The sequence below is a fragment of the Yoonia sp. D2-7 genome (assembly GCF_055809435.1).
Genome location: NZ_CM147912.1, coordinates 175,113 through 192,794 on the forward strand (window position 1 = coordinate 175,113; position 17,682 = coordinate 192,794).

Sequence of the window (17,682 nt, forward strand, 5' to 3'; positions counted from 1 at the left end):
CTCGTCTCAGCTGCCGGTCATGCGCCGGAACCAGCCTTTCTTTTTTGTATCGTCTTCTGCGTCGGCCGCATCTGGATCGGGTGGTTCCACCGCATCCTGAAAGTTCGCAAAGAACTGATCGGCCATTTTTTTGGCAAAGCCGTCGATGATCCGTGATCCTAGCTGCGCGAGCTTACCGCCAACGTTTGCTTCAACATCGTAATGCAGGATCGTGGCGTCGCCATCGGCCTCTAGCCGCACGTTCGCGCCGCCCTTGGCAAAACCCGCTGGCCCACCTTTGCCTTCGCCTGTCATCACAAGGCTTTCGTTCTCGACCATGTCGGACAATTGCACCGCGCCTTTAAAGGTCGCCTTCACTGGCCCTACCTTCTGCACGACAGTGGCTTCGAATCCCTCTTCGGGGGATCCGGACATTTCGGTGCATCCTGGTACGCATTCTTTCAACACGTCAGGGTTCAGAAGCCCTGCCCAGATTGTGGTCACGTCCGCTTGAATAGTACGGCTATCGGTTAATTTCATAAGGTATTCCGTTTTGCTTGCGCAGCTTAACCTAGGACCGCGATCATCTTGGCGATATACGACCAAGGGCTTAGTGACGCAGGAGTCGTGTGCAGATGATGACACCAAGACTGCGCTTCGCCAAAACATTTCTGCGGTGGGGTCACAAGGCGGCCTTAGACCTTTGGTGTATTGGCGCGGCTGCAATTGGCTGATTTACTGGCGTTATGATAAGTGATCTTCAAACCGCCTCCGCCGACACGCGTTTTGCGCATACCCGCGGCTGGGCATTGATCATCGATGACCATCCGCTTTTCTGTGATGCGTTGGAATTGACGCTTAGCGCGTTGGATGACTTCACCGAAGTTGTCACTGCCGACTGTATTGAACAGGGGCTTCGTGTTTTGGCGGACAGGGGATCACCCGGTCCTGCGTTGATCTTACTTGATCTGAATTTGCCTGACGTCAGTGGTCTGGATGGATTGATCCGCATCAAACGTGGCGCGGAAAAAACCCCCGTTGTGATCGTGTCGTCGATGACCGACAATGCGATCATCAGCGGGGCGATTGCGGCTGGTGCGTCTGGATTTGTGCCGAAGCATTCCGGCAGGGCCGTGTTCAAAGAAGCCTTGGCCGCGATTGCGCAAGGCGGCGTTTATAAGCCCGCAGGTTTTGTCGAATCGGCGCACGGGGATGATCTGGAACAGGTTCTGACCCGACTATCGTCTTTGACGAACCAGCAGGGGCGTATTCTGGAATTGATTTGCGAAGGCAAGCTGAACAAGCAAATCGCGTTTGATCTGTCGATCGCGGAAGGCACCGTTAAGGTCCATGTCACCGCGATCATGCGTAAACTGGGCGTGCAGCGCCGGACACAAGCGGTGTTGGTCGCGCAAGAAGCGCGGTTCTTTAACAGATTGCCAAACGGAGAGACCTGATCATATCTTTCGGTCAGGGAGAAACGACAATGACGACGACGGGGGGAGTCCGCCAGAGCGTGCTCTGTAAGGCGGAGGTGCGGTGTACAACAACCGCGCCAGTCAAAGCATTACGGCAATTGCTGGGTGATGAACCGCTTGCGCTATTGGCGCTTTTCGTCACGTCGCAGGCCGATTTTCCAAGCGTTGTTGCAGAAGCCGGGCAGCTTTATCCGGATACTGATGTCGTTGCCTGCACCACGGCGGGCGAAATTGGCGCAATGGGCTATGATGACGGTTTGATCGTTGCGGTCGGCTTTCCAACCGCTGATTTCGCGTCGAAGTCTTTGGCTTTCACCGATCTCGAAAACTTTCAGGTTGAATCCGAAATGGACCGCGTCGCCCAAGAACGTGTCGCCTTGCAAGACCGTAGCCCCGAGATGGAAGAAGGGTTTGCCTTCTTGATTGTTGACGGCTTGTCCCTGCGTGAAGATGCGCTGACGACGACGATTTCACCTGCGCTGCGCGATATGCCGTTGTTTGGTGCATCCGCTGGGGATGGCGCGGATTTTACTGAAACACTGGTCGCTTTGAACGGGCAAATCATGGCGAATGGTGCTGTCTTGAACATGATCCGCAGTCGCCACCGCACCAAAGTGTTCAGCCTTGATCACCTTGTGCCGACCGATATCCAAATGGTCGTGACCGATGCTGATCCAGAGCTGCGGATCGTGAAATCGATCAACGCGGAACCCGCTGGTCGTGAATATGCGCGGATTGTAGGTAAGGACCCTGAACAGCTCGACCGGTTTACGTTCGCGTCGCATCCCGTGGTCGTACGGATTGGTCGAGATCACCATGTGCGCGCCATTCAGCAGGTTAACGACGCGGGCGAATTGGTTTTCTTTTCTGCGATTGATGAAGGCATGGTTTTGACGGTGGCGACGCCCCAGAATATGGCCAGCCATCTGTCGGATAAAATGGCAGACATGGCCGCTGATCAACCGTTCACGGATATCATCGGGTGTGATTGCATCCTGCGTCGTATTGAGGCCGAACAAACCCAAATGACGAACGAATTGTCGTCCATTATGGCCAAGAATAACGTGACCGGCTTTTCCACATATGGCGAACAAATTGGCCCGTTGCATGTGAACCAAACGATGACTGGCGTTGCCTTTTTCCGCAAAGATAGCACCGCATGTCGATCGTAAACCCGAATGATCCGTTAGAACGGCAGAACGAAAAGTTATTGGTGATTGCCCAATCGCTGATGCGGCGTGTCGAGCAGAAGAATGATCAGTCGGGGTTGGCGTATCAGCAGTTTGAACGCGCGGCGTTGCTTGAAACGCAGGTGCGGCAGCGAACGCAGGAACTGGAACGGACGCTTGATCTGCTACAGGATTCCAATGCGCGGTTGGAGCAGGCGAATTTCGAAACCGAAGCTGCGCGAACGAACATCACTGAAGCGATTGAAACAATTAACGAAGGCTTTGCGCTGTTTGATCCGGATGAACGGCTGGTGTTGTTCAACAGTCGGTTTTGCCGCGATATTGCTGATGTTGCCGACGATCTGGCCGAAGGATTACCGTTTCAGGAATACGTCGAATTGGTGTCGCGAAGCCCGCATTTGGCGCATGAAAGCGGGGAAAGCCCTGCAGATTGGGCTGCTGCCCGTTTGTCCCGTCATAGCCACGACCACGTCGTGTTTAACGTCAGGCTGAGATGGAATCGCTGGCTGCAGATTTCGGAACACCGCACGGCGCGGGGCGGTACGGTTATTCTGCAAACAGATGTGACCGACATGATGCGGTCCGAACGGCAACAGCGGGATCAATTGCTGGATCAACAAGCACGTATTCTGCAGGCCACCCTCGATCACCTGAACCAAGGGGTCTGTATCTTCAACCATGACAAAGAACTGGTCGGTTGGAATAAAACAATGAGCGATTTTGCAGCGATGCCGGCCGATGAAAGCGTACATGGGCTGACGTTTTCGGCGCTATTGGGCAACATTCGCAACGAATTGACCTTCCATGATGGTTTTGACGATGCGCGGTTGTCGCGCTGGGCCAATCATCGGTCGCGACGCAAGCCGATTGCGTTCGAAGTTACCCGAAATGATGTCCAAATCCTAAGCGTCTTTGCACAGGAAATGCCGGATCGGGGTTTTGTGATTAGTTTCACCGATGTCACGTCGGAACGCCAAGCGGCGCGGGCGCTGTTCGACATGAACGAAACACTGGAAGCGGGCGTAATTGCGCGGACCGAAGAGCTAGGTGTGGCGCTGGCCGAAGCGGAACGTGCGAATGCGTCGAAATCGCGCTTTGTTGCGGCTGCATCGCATGACCTTTTGCAACCGTTGTCTGCCGCTAAATTGTTCATGTCGTCTCTGTCGGATCAGTTGGATACGCCGCAAACCCTGAACGTTCTAGGCAAAGCAGAGACTGCGCTTGCTGGCGTTGAAAACATCATCGCCGCCTTGTTGGATATTTCCAAACTGGACGCGGGCAAAGCCGTGTTCGATATTCAGCCTGTCAGATTGTCTGCGATTTTTGGCCCGTTGCGCGATGAACTAACACCTGTGGCGGCGGCGAAAGGTCTATCCCTAACGATCATTGAAAGCAGCCTAAGTGTGCAAAGCGATCCGGGGTATTTGCGGCGGATTATGCAGAACCTGATTTCCAATGCGATCAAATATACGACGACTGGCCGTGTTGTGGTTGGGGTGCGCCGCCATGAAGGTTCAGCGCGCGTCGAAGTGTGGGACACTGGACCGGGTATCGCGGAAAAAGACCAGCAAACCGTGTTTCAAGAATTCGAACGATTGGATGGGGCGACACCGAATGACGGGCTTGGCCTTGGGCTTGCGATTGTTGACCGCGCGGCAAAGGGCCTTGGTCATGATTTGAACCTGCGGTCTGAAATCGGGCGCGGCAGTTGTTTTATCTTGGATACGAAGATCGCGCTGGGCAGCGGTGATACACTTGGATCAATTCCGCAGTTTCAGGCGGATTGGGGAGATGCGCTTGACGGGATGATCGTCTTGTTAGTGGAAAACGACGCGCAGTTGGCCACAGCCATGACATTCATGATGGAAAGCCACGGAGCAGAGGTTCTGCCAGCAGGCAACGCGCAAGACGCAAAAGATCTGCTCGAAGAAATTCAATTGGTGCCTGATGTGGTCCTGCTGGATTATCAACTTGGCGGCGACGTGACCGGCATTGATTTGTATCGCGATCTACAAGCGGCTTACGGGAATGTGCCTGCGGCTGCTATTTCGGCGGATCACAGTCAGGCGTTGCGTCGCGATTGCGCGGCGCTGTCGCTTAAGCTGCTGGCAAAACCAATCGACAAGGAAAAGCTGCTAAGTTTCCTTGTCGTGCTGCGAGAAGAAGGTGTGGAACAAACGTGACGGATTTTGATTGGGACGATGCATTCGCCAATTCAGCCTACATTCCGGGGTCAGAAACCTTTCCGGATCGCTGGGCATCCGAGGCCGCAGCATACCGCTACAGTGGCATCCGGATCGAACAAGACATCGCATATGGCGCAGCCCCGCGTGAAGTGTTTGACCTGATTTTACCGGATTGGGCACCGCAGGGCTTGGCTGTTTTTGTGCATGGCGGCTATTGGATGCAAACCGACAAATCCATGTGGACAGCATATGCCGAAGGGGCGCGTGCGCGGGGTTGGGCGGTGTGTTTGCCAAGCTATACACTGGCCCCAGAGGCGCGCATCAGCGACATCACCAAACAGATCACTGCCGCGATTACCCATGCCGCGACTTTGGTGTCGGGACCTATTCGTATCGCGGGGCATTCGGCAGGTGGGCATCTGGTTGCGCGGATGGTTTGTGCCTATAGTCTGATTGCGGATCGTATTGACCACGCTTTGTCGATCAGCGGCGTCCATGATCTGCGTCCGTTGATGCAGACGAAGATGAACGCGACTTTGCGTCTTGATGAAGCAGAGGCTGACCGCGAAAGTCCTGCTTTATTGAACCCGCATTCGACGGCACAGATCACCGCGTGGGTTGGTGGCAATGAACGTCCTGAATTTATCCGCCAAGCGCAGTTGTTCGGGCGGGCATGGTCAGCGCAAGGTGCGCAGATCACCTGTCAAATCAACGAAGGTCATGACCATTTCTCTGTGATTGAGGGGTTGAAGGACCCTAACAGTCGGATCACACATGCCTTTGTTGGCTAACGAAGGACGCGTATCATGACCCTGCCGCTGAAAGATCAATTCGTCTTGCCTGAGGGCATAATCTATCTTGATGGGAATTCTCTTGGCCCTTTGCCAAAAGCGGTGAACGCGCGGCTGCAGGCTGCCGTGATTGATGAATGGGGCCAACATCTAATCAAGGCATGGAACGTCGATGACTGGATGGGACAACCGATGCGTGTCGGGAACATGGTCGGTCGTTTGATCGGTGCACCGGAAGCATCCGTTACGATGGGCGACACCCTGTCAGTAAAGGTCTATCAGGCGCTGTCAGCTGCGCTTGAAATGCGTCCGGATCGCAAGGTGATCTTGTCCGACAGTGGAAATTTCCCATCCGATTTGTATATGGCGCAAGGCCTGATTGCGCATCTTGGTAAGGGGCACGAACTGCGGATCGTGGAACCTGAAGATGTGATGGACGCGCTAACCGATGACGTTGCCGTCGCGATGATCACGCAGGTGGATTACCGTACAGGGCGTTTGCACGACATGGCGTCCATGACGGCCAAGGCGCATGATGTGGGTGCCGTGATGCTGTGGGATCTGGCGCATAGTGCAGGGGCTTTGCCAGTTGATGTCACAGCATGTGGCTGCGAATTCGCCGTTGGCTGTACCTACAAATATCTCAACGGTGGACCGGGTGCGCCCGCGTTTATCTATGCGCGTCCTGATATCGTTGGTGACATCTCTCCAGCCCTTTCAGGTTGGCTCGGCCACGACGCGCCATTCGCGTTTGAACCTGATTATCGTCCCGCAATCGGGATTGAACGTATGCGTGTCGGAACGCCACCTGTGCTGCAAATGACCGCGTTAGAGACTGCTTTGGCGGTTTGGGACAGTGTCGATATGGATGATGTGCGGGCGGCATCCATCGCATTGTGTGATCAGTTCATTGAAGAGATTGAGGCGCGTTGCCCTGACCTGACGCTGGTCAGCCCACGGGATGGGACGTTACGCGGCAGTCAGGTGTCGTTTGCGTTTGAACATGGTTATGCCGCGATGCAGGCGGTGATTGCGCAGGGCGTCATCGGTGATTTCCGTGCGCCTAATATTATGCGTTTCGGGTTTACGCCACTTTACATTGACGCGGACGATGTGACCGGCGCCGTAGATGTTATTGCCGATGTGATGACCTATCGGCTGTGGGATGACCCCAAGTTCAAACAAACCAGTCGGGTGACATAAATGGATCGCGCGGATATTGTGCATGACGCATTTATGGCGCGTCTCGCGTCAGGTGATTTTCCGGACGGTGCGGCCCCCGAAGGCCCCTTGTCCAATGCAGAAGCGCTTGCGATTTTTGAGGCACAGTGCCTAAGCCGCAATCTTGATCGCAGGTCTCGCAAAATGCAGGCGGCGGGCGAAGGGTTCTATACAATCGGATCATCCGGCCATGAAGGGATGGCTGCAGTCGCGTCTGCCTTGCGTCCAGATGACATGGCGTTTCTGCATTACCGAGATGGTGCGTTCCAGACACGTCGGTCCGCCCAGGTCGGCGTCGATGCGACCCGCGACATGTTGCTCAGCTTTGCGACATCGACGGATGATCCAATTTCGGGCGGCCGGCATAAGGTGCTGGGATCGCGGGACATGAATATTCCGCCGCAGACATCGACCATCGCCAGCCATTTGCCGAAGGCAGTTGGTGCCGCCTATTCGGTCGGAATGTGTCAGCGGCATACGCCAGTGCAACAATCAATCCCAGACGATGGCTTGGTGATGTGTTCGTTTGGTGATGCGTCATCAAATCATTCCACCGCGCAAGGGGCGATTAACACGGCCTGCTGGACGTCCTATCAATCGGTGCCCCTGCCGCTTTTGTTCGTGTGCGAAGACAATGGCATCGGGATTTCTACCCGCACGCCGCAGGGCTGGGTCCATGCGAATTTTGCGCAAAAACCGGGCTGAAGTACTTTCACGCCAGTGGTCTTGATCTGTTCGAAACCTATCGTGTCGCGGCAGAGGCAGCGGCCTACGTTCGTACCCGCAAAAAACCGGCTTTCATGCATTTGTCCCTTGTTAGGCTCTATGGTCATGCGGGTTCAGACATGCAGCAAAGCTATTTGCCCAAGACCGTCTTTGAAAGTTGGGAAGGCGACGATCCCTTATTGCATTCCGCACGTCTGTTGATCGCGTCGGGGGCTGCAACGGCGGATGAGGTTGCCGCGATTTACACGCATACCGAAGACGATTGCGCGTGCGTCGCGGCAGAGGTGATCACCCGACCGCGTTTGCAGAACGCCGCCCAAGTCATGGACAGCATCGTGCCGCCAAAGCGTGATCTTCCCGCGACCAACGGTCCGTCGACAGACGCCAGAAGCGCCGTGTTCGGGTCTGATTTGAAACAGATGACCCAACCGCAGCCGATGTCGAAACTGCTGAATTGGGCGTTGACCGATCTGATGCTTGCGCATGGCGACATTGCGATGATGGGCGAAGATATCGGCGCAAAGGGTGGCGTTTACGGCGTCACGCAAAAGCTGTCTGCGCGGTTCGGGCGCGACCGGATGATCGACACGTTGCTGGATGAGCAATCCATCCTCGGCTTGGCGATTGGCATGGCGCATAACGGGTTCACACCGATGCCGGAAATCCAGTTCTTGGCGTATCTGCACAACGCCGAGGACCAAATCAGGGGCGAGGCCGCGACGCTGTCGTTCTTTTCCAACGGTCAGTTCACGAACCCGATGGTCGTGCGGATCGCGGGGTTAGGGTATCAGAAGGGATTTGGCGGGCATTTCCATAACGACAATTCACTGGCTGTGCTGCGTGATATTCCGGGTGTGGTCGTCGCGGTGCCAAGCCGTGGTGACGATGCCGTCAAGATGCTGCGCGAATGCGTGCGGCTTGCACGTGAAGAACAGCGCGTTGTGGTGTTTGTAGAGCCTATTGCGCTGTATCCGATGCGTGATCTGCACGAAAAAGACGACAAAGGCTGGATGCAGACCTATCCAGCGGTGGATGAAACCATTGCGCTGGGCTGCGTTGGTGTGACGGGTGACGGGCCTGTCGCGATTGTGACCTACGGAAACGGTCATTACCTCAGCCAGCAGGCTGCGGCTGATTTAGCGGACAAGGGAATTGCCACGCGGATCATTGATCTACGGTGGATTTCGCCTTTGCCAGAGACTGATTTGATCGCAGCGGTTGCAGGTGCGGAGCGCGTGCTGGTGATCGATGAATGTAGGAAATCGGGCAACGTTGGCGAAGGCGTCGTGACGCTGTTGACTGAGCAGACCGATTTGCCCGTGAAACTGCTTGCTGCCGATGAGAGCTTTATCGCGACGGGGCCTGCCTATGCGGCCACGATGCCATCGAAGGACAGCATCGTGGCGGCGGTTCTTAACGGCTAGATTGCGCCTGATATGGACCTGCCGGGATGACCTTGGCGGGTACCATTTTACCAAGAACATCGACCTCGACTGCGGTGCCTTCTGCGGCATACGCAGTCTCTACAAAGGCGTATGCGATGTTCAGGCCGGTCCGGTAACCCCAGTCACCTGATGTGACGGTGCCTACGACTTTGCCGTCGATCATGACCGAAGACCCGCCATGAGCAGCCGCATCTGTGCTATCAAGCGCCATGGAGACGAGCAGGTGTTTCGGGTCGCCCTTCTTTTCCAGCGCGGCTTTGCCGACGAAGTCTTCTTTGTCCATTTTGATAAAACGGTTCAGGTTCGTCTCGAACGGATCGAATTCGGTCAGAATATCGGCTTTCCAATGCAGGTAACCCATTTCCGTCCGCATGGAATCGACCGCTTTTGCACCGAAAATTTTCATGCCATGAGCCTTGCCCGCTTCACGAAGCGTCAAATACGCACCGTAAAGAGACGCATTCGGGATGTGCAATTCGTATGCGGTTTCGCCAGAGAAACTGACCCGCATCACGGTCGCTGGCGCAATCCCGATGTAGGCTTCGCGCACGGCGAGGAATTTGAACGCTTCGTTTGACCAATCGCCACGGCTGACCGACGACAGAACATCGCGGGCCTTTGGACCAGCAATGATCAGGATGGTTTGATCGTTCGTCAGGGATTTGATCTGCACGTCCTCGTCATCGCGAATGTGCTGCTGCAACCAATCCATGTCGTGCAATTCTGACGCGGCGGCTGAACCGTACCAAACCCGGTCAGGTCCACGATCTGACGCAGGAATGTTCGCGATTGTGGCTTCCGCTTTGACGTTGCCGTGGTGGTTGAGCAGATAGATCAGACCCATACGGCCCGGTTTGCGTGGCACGGTGCTACATGACATCCGGTTCAGGAAATTGCTTGCGTCTGCACCTGTCAATTCGAACCGGTTGAACCCGTTGACTTCGCAGATGCCGACGTCGGTTTGCACCGCTTTGACTTCTTCGCCGACGGCATCGAAGCTTTCGTCGAACTTGAAGGTGTGGGTGTGGTGGAAGTCCGCTGATGGCTTGATGTAATCCACGCGTTCCCAGCCGTTTACGATGGTAAATTCCGCGCCTTCAGCCGCCATGACCGGTGTCAAAGGCGTAGTTTTGGCGTTGCGCCCCGCGGGACGGTGTTCGTTGGGGAAATGGAAGCGAAATTCGTTTTGGTAATCTTCGATGGCCTTCAACGCGGTCAGTTCGACGTTCGTGTGTTCGCCGAAACGACGCGGATCGATGCACCATGTGTCATAAACCGCTTCGCCATGGACGATCTGTTGGGCCAGCAGCCAGCCGTGACCACCGCCTTCACCAAGACCCGCACGCAGACCGATACAGCAGAACGCGTTGCGCTTGCCGGGGATCGGTCCCACAAGCGGTGCGCCGTCGATGGTGTAGGTGATCGGGCCGTTCACGACATTCTTGATGCCGACTTCCATCAGGGCGGGCATCCGTTCAAACGCGCCTTCCAGAACGTCGGTGATGCGGTCGAGGTCATCGGGGCAAAGCGCATTCACAAAATGCGGATCGATGCCGTCCATGCCCCAGGTTTTACAGCCCTGTTCGTAGAAGCCGATCAAGAGACCGTTCTTTTCCTGACGGCTGTAGTAATCGCTGATCGGGCAACGCAGCAGCGGCATACGTTTGTCGGATTCGACAATCGCAGGGATGTCTTCGGTGACAAAGTACTGGTGTTCCATCGACGTAACAGGATGTTCAACGCCCATCATCGCGCCGACCTCGTTCACGCGGTAACCACATGCGTTCACCACGATTTCACAGTCGATATCGCCGTGTTCGGTGTGGACCGTCCAGCTATCATCTTTGTGCTGCGTCAGGCCAGTCACAGGAGTGTTGCGATACACCTCGGCCCCCGCTTTGCGGGCGCGCCGCGCAAGCGCTTGGCAAAGCGATGCCGGATCAATGTCACCGTCGTTGGCATCCCACAGACCACCAAGCAAGTTGTCAGTTGAAATCAGTGGATGGCGGCGCGCGCATTCCTCTGCATCGAGGATTTCGAATTCAACGCCCATACCACGCGCCATAGACGCAAAGTGACGGTATCCGTCCATCTGCGCCTCTGTATTTGCCAAGCGGATACCGCCGTCACCGTGGTTGTATTGTACCGGATAGTCGGCATCGTCGCGCAGTTCTTTATAAAGATTAATCGAATGGGTCTTCAGGCCAACCATGGTCTGATTGCCACCAAAATTTGTGACCTGTGCTGCGGAATGCCACGTCGTGCCGGATGTCAGTTCATTGCGTTCGACCAAGACAACATCGGACCAGCCTTCTTGGGTCAGGTGATAGAGAGTTGAGCACCCTGCGATACCACCGCCAATAACGACAACCTTTGTTTGCGACTTCATGTGACAGTTCCCTTGTGTGTTTAAACCCAATGACAGCGAAACATAGGCAGTGGTCAAATGGAATTTTCAGCGTTCTATTTTTGTCGAACGGGGCGTCAAGGAATCCGGAAAACGAGAGAAAGGTTTTGCTTTATCGTCGCTGAGGCATTTCAGTTTTTGTCAGGCAGCAAAGGAACGATGATGTCAGACAAACCGCGGCGGTCAGGACGTAATGCAAGGCTTGCGAAACGCGCAGCGCCGCCGACGGTGAATCCGGCACCTCCCGGGCAGCGGGGAGGCCAGTATCGTCCGTTGTCCGAGACTGATTTGCGTCAGATTTACGATACAGCGCTGCGGCTTTTGGCAGAGCTTGGAATGGGCGAGGTGCCCGATCGGTTGCGTGCCGACCTAATAGGTGCAGGCGCACAATCCCGCGACGATGGGCGTGTTGTTTTCCCAAAGGCATTGGTAGAAGACTGTATCGCAAAGGCTGCTAAAAAGTTCATGCTGCATGGTCGTGATCCGGATCGATCAATCGAGGTTGGCGGTGACAAGGTGTATTTCGGTACCGGTGGCGCGGCGGTGAATACGCTGGATCTGGACACGGGGCTTTACCGGCCGTCGACGCTACGCGACTTACATGATTTCACGCGTCTGCAGGATCAGCTTGATAACGTCGCATGGTTCACGCGGTGTTGTATCGCGACGGACGTCCCCGACAATTTCGATTTGGACGTTAACACGGCATACGCATTGCTGCGCAATACGACGAAACCGACGGCGACTGCGTTCACGATAGCGGAACATGTCGATCCCATCGTGCGCATGTTCGATATCGCGGCAGGCGGCGAAGGGGCCTTTGCCAAGCGACCGTTTGTGAAGTGCCATATCTCACCGGTTATCTCGCCGATGCGATTTGGTGATGATGCTGTGGATGTCATTTATAAGTGTATCGAACATAACATTCCGATGTCGTGTATCACGGCCGCGCAAGCAGGGGCGACGGCACCGGCTACGATGGCGGGTTTCCTTGCGCAGTCCTTAGCCGAAACGCTTGCGAGCCTTGTTATGGTGAACGTTATTGCGCCGGGATATCCGATGGTGTTTTCGAATTGGCCGTTGGTGATTGATCTGCGCAGCGGGGCCTTTGCGGGCGGTGGCGGGGAAACGACGTTATTGAACGCGGCCTCTGCCCAGTTATCGAATTGGTTGGGGCTCCCGTCCGGTGTGGCGGCATCGATGACGGATGCGAAAGGGATCGATGCGCAATACGGGGTTGAAAAAGGCATGACGTCATTGGCGGCGGCGCTGGCTGGTGGGAATCTGATTTACGAAAGCTCTGGTATGACCGCCGCGTTGTTGGGCGCAAGTTTCGAAGCGTTCATTCTGGATGACGAAATGCACGCGATGACATATCGGGCGCTGCGCGGTGTTGAGGTGACCGAAGATAATCTGGGGTTCAACGCGATTTGCGGCGCTATCTTGGGTGACGGGCATTTCCTTGGGACGGATCATACGTATCAAGCGATGGAACGTGACTATCATTACCCAAAGTTCGCTGACCGCGCCCAGCCGCAAGTTTGGGCAGATGCTGGCGCTGAGTCTGCATGGGACAGGGCCAATGCGCGGGCAAAGCACGTTTTGGGCGAAGATGGCCCTTCATATCTGACGACTGACCAAGATCAGGCTATCCGAGAACAGTTCCATATTCTGGACCATTAGCGATAAGTCGCCGATACGCCGAAAAATTTGACGTTATGGATCGCAGATTTTTTGTCGAATCATTTTCGCTTTGTCATCTGATTGACAATTGATGCTGCGATGCAGAATTGTGGTTCTGGGTTTGAGTTCATCTTTCAAAAATTCACCGCGGAACCGGTTTTTTTATTATAGAATAGTCCCTTAAAGATTTAGGAAATCGGTCTTTGTCGGTGTCGTTTCGCGAATTTTTAGAAACCAGATCAATCAATTCTACTTAAGAGCGATTACAAATTGGTTTCAAAAACATTTAGCATGGTTAACGACACTTAAGGGTTGGAATGGTAGTTTTTGCAATATTGCCATATGCTTAAGGGGTATGCACAACCACCATTTGCTAAATTTGTTACGCTTCGTTAATACCCAAACGTAGTCTATAAGAGAAATAGAAATTTTTACGTACTACTAGTTCAGTTCCCGGGGGACACTGTGAAGCATCAACCAGTCGAAGAGTTTGCAGTTACTCCACGTGCCTCCAATGCGTCCGCAGCATTAACACCATGCCGTTCGCGCACTGTTGACCCGGGTTTTGTTTACACGACAACGAAACGTGCCTTTGACATCGTAATGTGCGTTCTACTGGCACCAGTGATGCTTCTATCAGTGGTTGCACTGTTGGTTCTGAATCCGTTCAAAAACAAGGGCCCATTGTTTTATGTCCAAACACGTATGGGCAAGGACTGCGTACCGTTCCGCGCTATTAAGTTCCGCAGCATGACCTGTGCACCTGTGATCGAGCGCGGCGCAAACGACCCGCTTGAAACGCACCGGATCACGAAGCTTGGCAACTTTCTTCGTAAGTCCCGTTTGGACGAGGTCCCGCAAATTATCAACGTCCTCAACGGCGACATGAGTTTGGTTGGACCACGTCCCGACTTTATCGATCATGCGATTGAATACGCTGAGACGATCCCCGGCTATAAAGAACGCCATGCTGTTCGTCCGGGCATTAGCGGGTATGCCCAGACTGAAGTCGGTTATGTCGAAAGCACAGAGGGTACGCGCAACAAAGTTGCCGCTGACCTCCACTACATCCAGAATAGATCGCTTGGTTTGGAAGCTTGGATTGTGTGGCGGACGATGCAAACCGTTCTGCGCCGTGGCGGTGCGTAACCGGCCGCCTAGCAGGATTGAATCCCCATCTTGATGATGTCTGACCCGCGAAAGCGATAGACATCGACAATTTCGTAACGTCCCGTCTTCATATACCAGTCTTTGAGAACTGCTGGGTAGTGCTCTGCCATGACTTTTGATGCTTCTTCGAAAAGCGCCGGTTCAAGCGGGCGTCCGTAGGAGCTGGGTCCGTGAAAGCCAAATGTCGTTGATGGTGAAACGCAAGTTTGCGGTAAGCTCAGAAACATGGTGCAGGTTGAATAGCAGATGTTGCCCGTGATCCTCACGCTTTGCCCGGTTCGGCGCAATTGCTGCAATTCAGCAATGCGATCAAGTAGCAAGCCGCCGCGGTCATTGGAAATCTCGACATAGTTGCCGGTCACGGGCGTTGATTGCAGTTGCGCTGATGCGGTCGATCCCACGAAGATGGCCGCGAACGCGAATTTCAGTATGTCAAAGACCCGCGCCTTGGCATTGTAAAGGTGTTGCATTGATCACTCCTCGATATGAACGACCTTGGCTTGGTCGAACGTTTCACCGGGGACGAATTGATCATATCAGTCTTAATCAGCTGTTTCTGAGTGCTGGCTAAGTAGTTGGCATTTAATAGGACATTTACGTTTTTTGAATCAAGAAGGGCCGCAGTCGAAACTGCGGCCCTTCAAAAAAACTAGTCTAAATTCGTATCGAATTTAGTTTGTGCCGCTTGTACCGCCGCTGTCACCGCCACCGGCGATCGCGCCGATTGCAATGATTGCGCCAAGGCCAAGTGCGAGCGGGCCGGCTGCGCCGAGAGCCGCACCAGCAAGTGGTGTGAAGCCGGTCACAGGAGCAGCAGTGTTGTTCAGCGCTACAGTGCAGATGTCCAAGCCAGCGTTCGCAGCTACTGCGCAGTCAATTTGCGGAGCTTCTGTGGTCTGAGCAAAAGCAGGTGCTGACGTCAAAGCCAAAAGTGCGGCAGAGATGATAACTTTAGTGTTCATTGGGTTCTCCAGATTTTCCTAGTATCGCATACCATGTTACAAACGCGATTCAAAGCCTTAGAGTGCTTGTTTTTATGGAAAATGCCGATTAGGACACGGGGAATTGCAGGTGTTTCAGCACCCACGAAGTTCCCCGTAGTTTTTGCGGGGAAATTGGCATAGTTTGCCGAGATAGAAGAAATATGTGTGGCCAGTTGATATTGCTGCCGCCTAGCCGAACTGAGAAGCGGATAAGTCATTGGATCAAAAGCGTTTTGTTGAAGATGTCGATGACGACACAATTGATTTGTTTGCGCTGCTACGGACGGTTTGGCTAGGTAAGTGGATCATCGCGCTATTTTTCGTTATTGCTGCTGGTATTGGCGTATACGTCGCGTATTTTGCATCAACTCCGATTTATAGGTCCACAGCTGTTGTAATTCTGGAAACGAATCAACAGTCACCTGTGCTTGATTTGCAGAGCGTGGTAAGCGGTGCGTCGGGCGATTCAACGGAAGTTAAATCTGAAATTGAAGTTCTGCGCGCGCGCAGCCTTATGGAATTGGTCGTCAATCGTATGGATTTGACGAATGATCCGGAATTTAATGCGTCGTTGCGACCTGAGACCAAGATTGATCAATGGAAATCCACTGCGATCGAGTCCGTAAAAGGAGCCATTGGATCTGTTACGGGCGCTGATTTGTCGGGCGCTGAACCCGAAGTTGTTCCTGTCGATGTTGCAAACCAGCGCGCCCTCGATTCAGCGGTTGATATTCTGCTTGGCAAGACGTCTGTGCAGAACGTGAACGGTTCTCTTGTGTTTCGAATTACTGCGGAATCCGAAAGTGCTATTAAGGCCGCGAAAATTGCCGATACAATTGTAGAATTGTACATCATCAATCAGGTCAATGTGAAATTCGAAGCGATGGAGCAAGCTACCGCTTGGCTGAGTAATCGCGTTTCCGAATTGAAGATTGAACTTGAGGATGCGGAAGGTGCTATTGCAGAATTCAACGCTGGCACCGATCTGGTGTCTCTTGAGATCATTAAAGATTCTGAATTAGAACTCAATGACTTACGCCAACGTTCGGCTGATGCCCGCGAAACATTGAGCGAATTTGAAGTCGCATTGGAGGCATTCGAATCCGCGACGAGCATCGAAGAAAAAGTCGCCGTTTCGAATGACCCGCAACTGCGTCGGCTGTCCGATACTGTGGCGTCCGACCCACGCAGCGTTGCAGCGTTTGATGTCCGTTTTGCATCGCTGCTTTTGCGCGCGGAACAGAACGTCGAAAGCGCTGAATTGCAGGTCACGGCGTTGGATAACGCGGAACAAGAATTGGAAGCGCGGATCGCGACGCAAAGCCGTGATTTGATCGCGCTTCAGCAATTAACCCGAGAAGCGGAAGCGACCCGTCTGCTTTACGAATATTTCCTGTCACGGTTGAAAGAAACGTCTGCCCAACAAGGTATTCAGCAAGCGGATAGCCGGATTCTTTCGGATGCGGTCATTCCGCGCAATCCGTCCGAACCTAAAAAGTCGCGGATCGTTGCGCTGTCCGGCATCCTTGGAATTATGTTGGGCGTTGGTGTTGTCTTGCTGCGGGCAAGCCGTCGGAATGGGTTCCAAACCGCAAGTGATTTGGAAAAACACACTGGCGTCACCGTCGTGGGACAAATCCCGACAATCCCAGCCCGTCGGCGGATGAAAGTTCTGGACTACCTGATCTCGAAACCGGCTTCTGCGGCTGCCGAAGCCGTCCGTGATTTGCGTACCTCAATCATGTTGTCTGATCTTGATAACCCGCCAAAAGTGATCGTTTCGACGTCGTCCATCCCGGGTGAAGGTAAGACAACAAATTCTTTGGCGTTGGCGCAAAACCTGTCTTCAATGGGACAAAAAGTTCTTTTGATTGAAGGGGATATCCGCCGCCGCACGTTGAATCAATACTTCGATGCGAAACCGACCCACGGTATCGTTTCGGTCCTGTCTGGTGACAAAGCGGTATCCGAAGTCGTGGAGCATTTCGAAGACAAGGGCTTCGACGTCATATTCGGGGAAAAGACCAGCGCGAACGCGGCTGATGTTTTCTCGTCTCGCCGCTTTAAAGACTTTATTGCGGAACAACGGGACAATTATGACATCATCATCATTGATACGCCGCCCGTTCTGATCGTTCCCGATTCACGGATTATCGCACAGGTCGCTGATGCGACGCTTTTCTCAGTGAAATGGGACAGTACATCGCGGCCGCAAGTCGACGAATCCTTGCGCTTGATTCAGAATGCGAACCAAAAAGTGACAGGCTTGATCCTAAGTCAGGTCGATGCGGCCGGTATGAAGAAATACGGTTATGGCGGTAGTTACGGCGCATACGCTGGATACGGTGCGCAGTACTATTCCAACTAACTATATGCGAACGAGACCGTCTTGTGACTGGATCACAAGCACTGAAACGGTATAT

General features: G+C 53.9%; 12 protein-coding genes and 1 pseudogene. 9 read left to right on the plus strand and 4 right to left on the minus strand.

Going from position 1 to position 17,682, the window contains the following annotated elements; genetic code table 11:
- Nucleotides 1-6 precede the first annotated feature (6 nt).
- Complete coding sequence (locus AC0L7R_RS00775) at nt 7-519, minus strand: CoxG family protein (RefSeq protein ID WP_247128042.1); 513 nt, start codon at nt 517-519, stop codon at nt 7-9.
- A gap of 206 nt (nt 520-725) precedes the next feature.
- Between AC0L7R_RS00775 and AC0L7R_RS00780 the strand changes: the two genes are divergently transcribed.
- The 6 genes and pseudogenes from AC0L7R_RS00780 to AC0L7R_RS00805 all read left to right on the plus strand — a co-directional run bounded on the left by AC0L7R_RS00780 (nt 726) and on the right by AC0L7R_RS00805 (nt 8,995).
- Nucleotides 726-1,436 (plus strand): response regulator, encoded by a 711-nt coding sequence (locus AC0L7R_RS00780; protein ID WP_473658329.1) that lies wholly within the window; start codon nt 726-728, stop codon nt 1,434-1,436.
- Nucleotides 1,437-1,513: 77 nt separating this feature from the next.
- Nucleotides 1,514-2,629, plus strand: a complete 1,116-nt coding sequence (locus AC0L7R_RS00785; RefSeq protein ID WP_473658330.1) for an FIST N-terminal domain-containing protein — start codon at nt 1,514-1,516, stop codon at nt 2,627-2,629.
- Nucleotides 2,617-4,830, plus strand: a complete 2,214-nt coding sequence (locus AC0L7R_RS00790) for a PAS-domain containing protein (protein ID WP_473658331.1) — start codon at nt 2,617-2,619, stop codon at nt 4,828-4,830. Before AC0L7R_RS00785 ends, AC0L7R_RS00790 begins: the two co-directional genes overlap by 13 nt.
- Entirely contained in the window at nt 4,827-5,624 is a 798-nt protein-coding gene (locus AC0L7R_RS00795; protein ID WP_473658332.1) for an alpha/beta fold hydrolase, read from the plus strand. Before AC0L7R_RS00790 ends, AC0L7R_RS00795 begins: the two co-directional genes overlap by 4 nt.
- A 15-nt stretch (nt 5,625-5,639) precedes the next feature.
- Nucleotides 5,640-6,827, plus strand: a complete 1,188-nt coding sequence (gene kynU / locus AC0L7R_RS00800; RefSeq protein ID WP_473658333.1) for a kynureninase — start codon at nt 5,640-5,642, stop codon at nt 6,825-6,827.
- A pseudogene (locus AC0L7R_RS00805) lies at nt 6,828-8,995 on the plus strand (thiamine pyrophosphate-dependent enzyme).
- On the opposite strand, the gene AC0L7R_RS00810 reads toward AC0L7R_RS00805, so the two are convergent.
- Nucleotides 8,985-11,405, minus strand: a complete 2,421-nt coding sequence (locus AC0L7R_RS00810; RefSeq protein WP_473658334.1) for an FAD-dependent oxidoreductase — start codon at nt 11,403-11,405, stop codon at nt 8,985-8,987. The pseudogene AC0L7R_RS00805 and the gene AC0L7R_RS00810 sit on opposite strands and share 11 nt — an antisense overlap.
- Before the next feature lie 180 nt (nt 11,406-11,585).
- Here AC0L7R_RS00810 and AC0L7R_RS00815 point away from each other — a divergent pair, with 180 nt between their 5' ends.
- On the plus strand, nt 11,586-13,106 hold the full coding sequence (locus AC0L7R_RS00815; protein ID WP_473658335.1) for a trimethylamine methyltransferase family protein: 1,521 nt from the start codon (nt 11,586-11,588) through the stop codon (nt 13,104-13,106).
- Between the two features lie 465 nt (nt 13,107-13,571).
- The gene (locus AC0L7R_RS00820; protein ID WP_473658336.1) at nt 13,572-14,255 is read left to right on the plus strand and encodes a sugar transferase; all 684 of its coding nucleotides are present in this window, start codon (nt 13,572-13,574) and stop codon (nt 14,253-14,255) included.
- 8 nt (nt 14,256-14,263) lie between these two features.
- Here AC0L7R_RS00820 and AC0L7R_RS00825 read toward each other — a convergent pair whose 3' ends face one another.
- A complete protein-coding gene (locus AC0L7R_RS00825; protein WP_473658337.1) occupies nt 14,264-14,746 on the minus strand; it encodes a hypothetical protein in 483 nt (160 codons plus the stop codon).
- Nucleotides 14,747-14,947: 201 nt separating this feature from the next.
- Nucleotides 14,948-15,238 (minus strand): hypothetical protein, encoded by a 291-nt coding sequence (locus AC0L7R_RS00830; RefSeq protein WP_247128024.1) that lies wholly within the window; start codon nt 15,236-15,238, stop codon nt 14,948-14,950.
- Between the two features lie 238 nt (nt 15,239-15,476).
- Between AC0L7R_RS00830 and AC0L7R_RS00835 the strand changes: the two genes are divergently transcribed.
- A complete protein-coding gene (locus AC0L7R_RS00835; RefSeq protein WP_473658338.1) occupies nt 15,477-17,627 on the plus strand; it encodes a polysaccharide biosynthesis tyrosine autokinase in 2,151 nt (716 codons plus the stop codon).
- Nucleotides 17,628-17,682 lie beyond the last annotated feature (55 nt).

Excerpts from the sequence above, each read along its gene's own strand:
- AC0L7R_RS00775 (WP_247128042.1), bottom strand. The coding sequence starts at position 519 with ATGAAATTAACCGATAGCCGTACTATTCAAGCGGACGTGACCACAATC.
- AC0L7R_RS00780 (WP_473658329.1), top strand. The coding sequence starts at position 726 with ATGATAAGTGATCTTCAAACCGCCTCCGCCGACACGCGTTTTGCGCAT.
- AC0L7R_RS00790 (WP_473658331.1), top strand. The coding sequence starts at position 2,617 with ATGTCGATCGTAAACCCGAATGATCCGTTAGAACGGCAGAACGAAAAG.
- kynU (WP_473658333.1), top strand. The coding sequence starts at position 5,640 with ATGACCCTGCCGCTGAAAGATCAATTCGTCTTGCCTGAGGGCATAATC.
- AC0L7R_RS00810 (WP_473658334.1), bottom strand. The coding sequence starts at position 11,405 with ATGAAGTCGCAAACAAAGGTTGTCGTTATTGGCGGTGGTATCGCAGGG.
- AC0L7R_RS00815 (WP_473658335.1), top strand. The coding sequence starts at position 11,586 with ATGTCAGACAAACCGCGGCGGTCAGGACGTAATGCAAGGCTTGCGAAA.
- AC0L7R_RS00825 (WP_473658337.1), bottom strand. The coding sequence starts at position 14,746 with ATGCAACACCTTTACAATGCCAAGGCGCGGGTCTTTGACATACTGAAA.
- AC0L7R_RS00830 (WP_247128024.1), bottom strand. The coding sequence starts at position 15,238 with ATGAACACTAAAGTTATCATCTCTGCCGCACTTTTGGCTTTGACGTCA.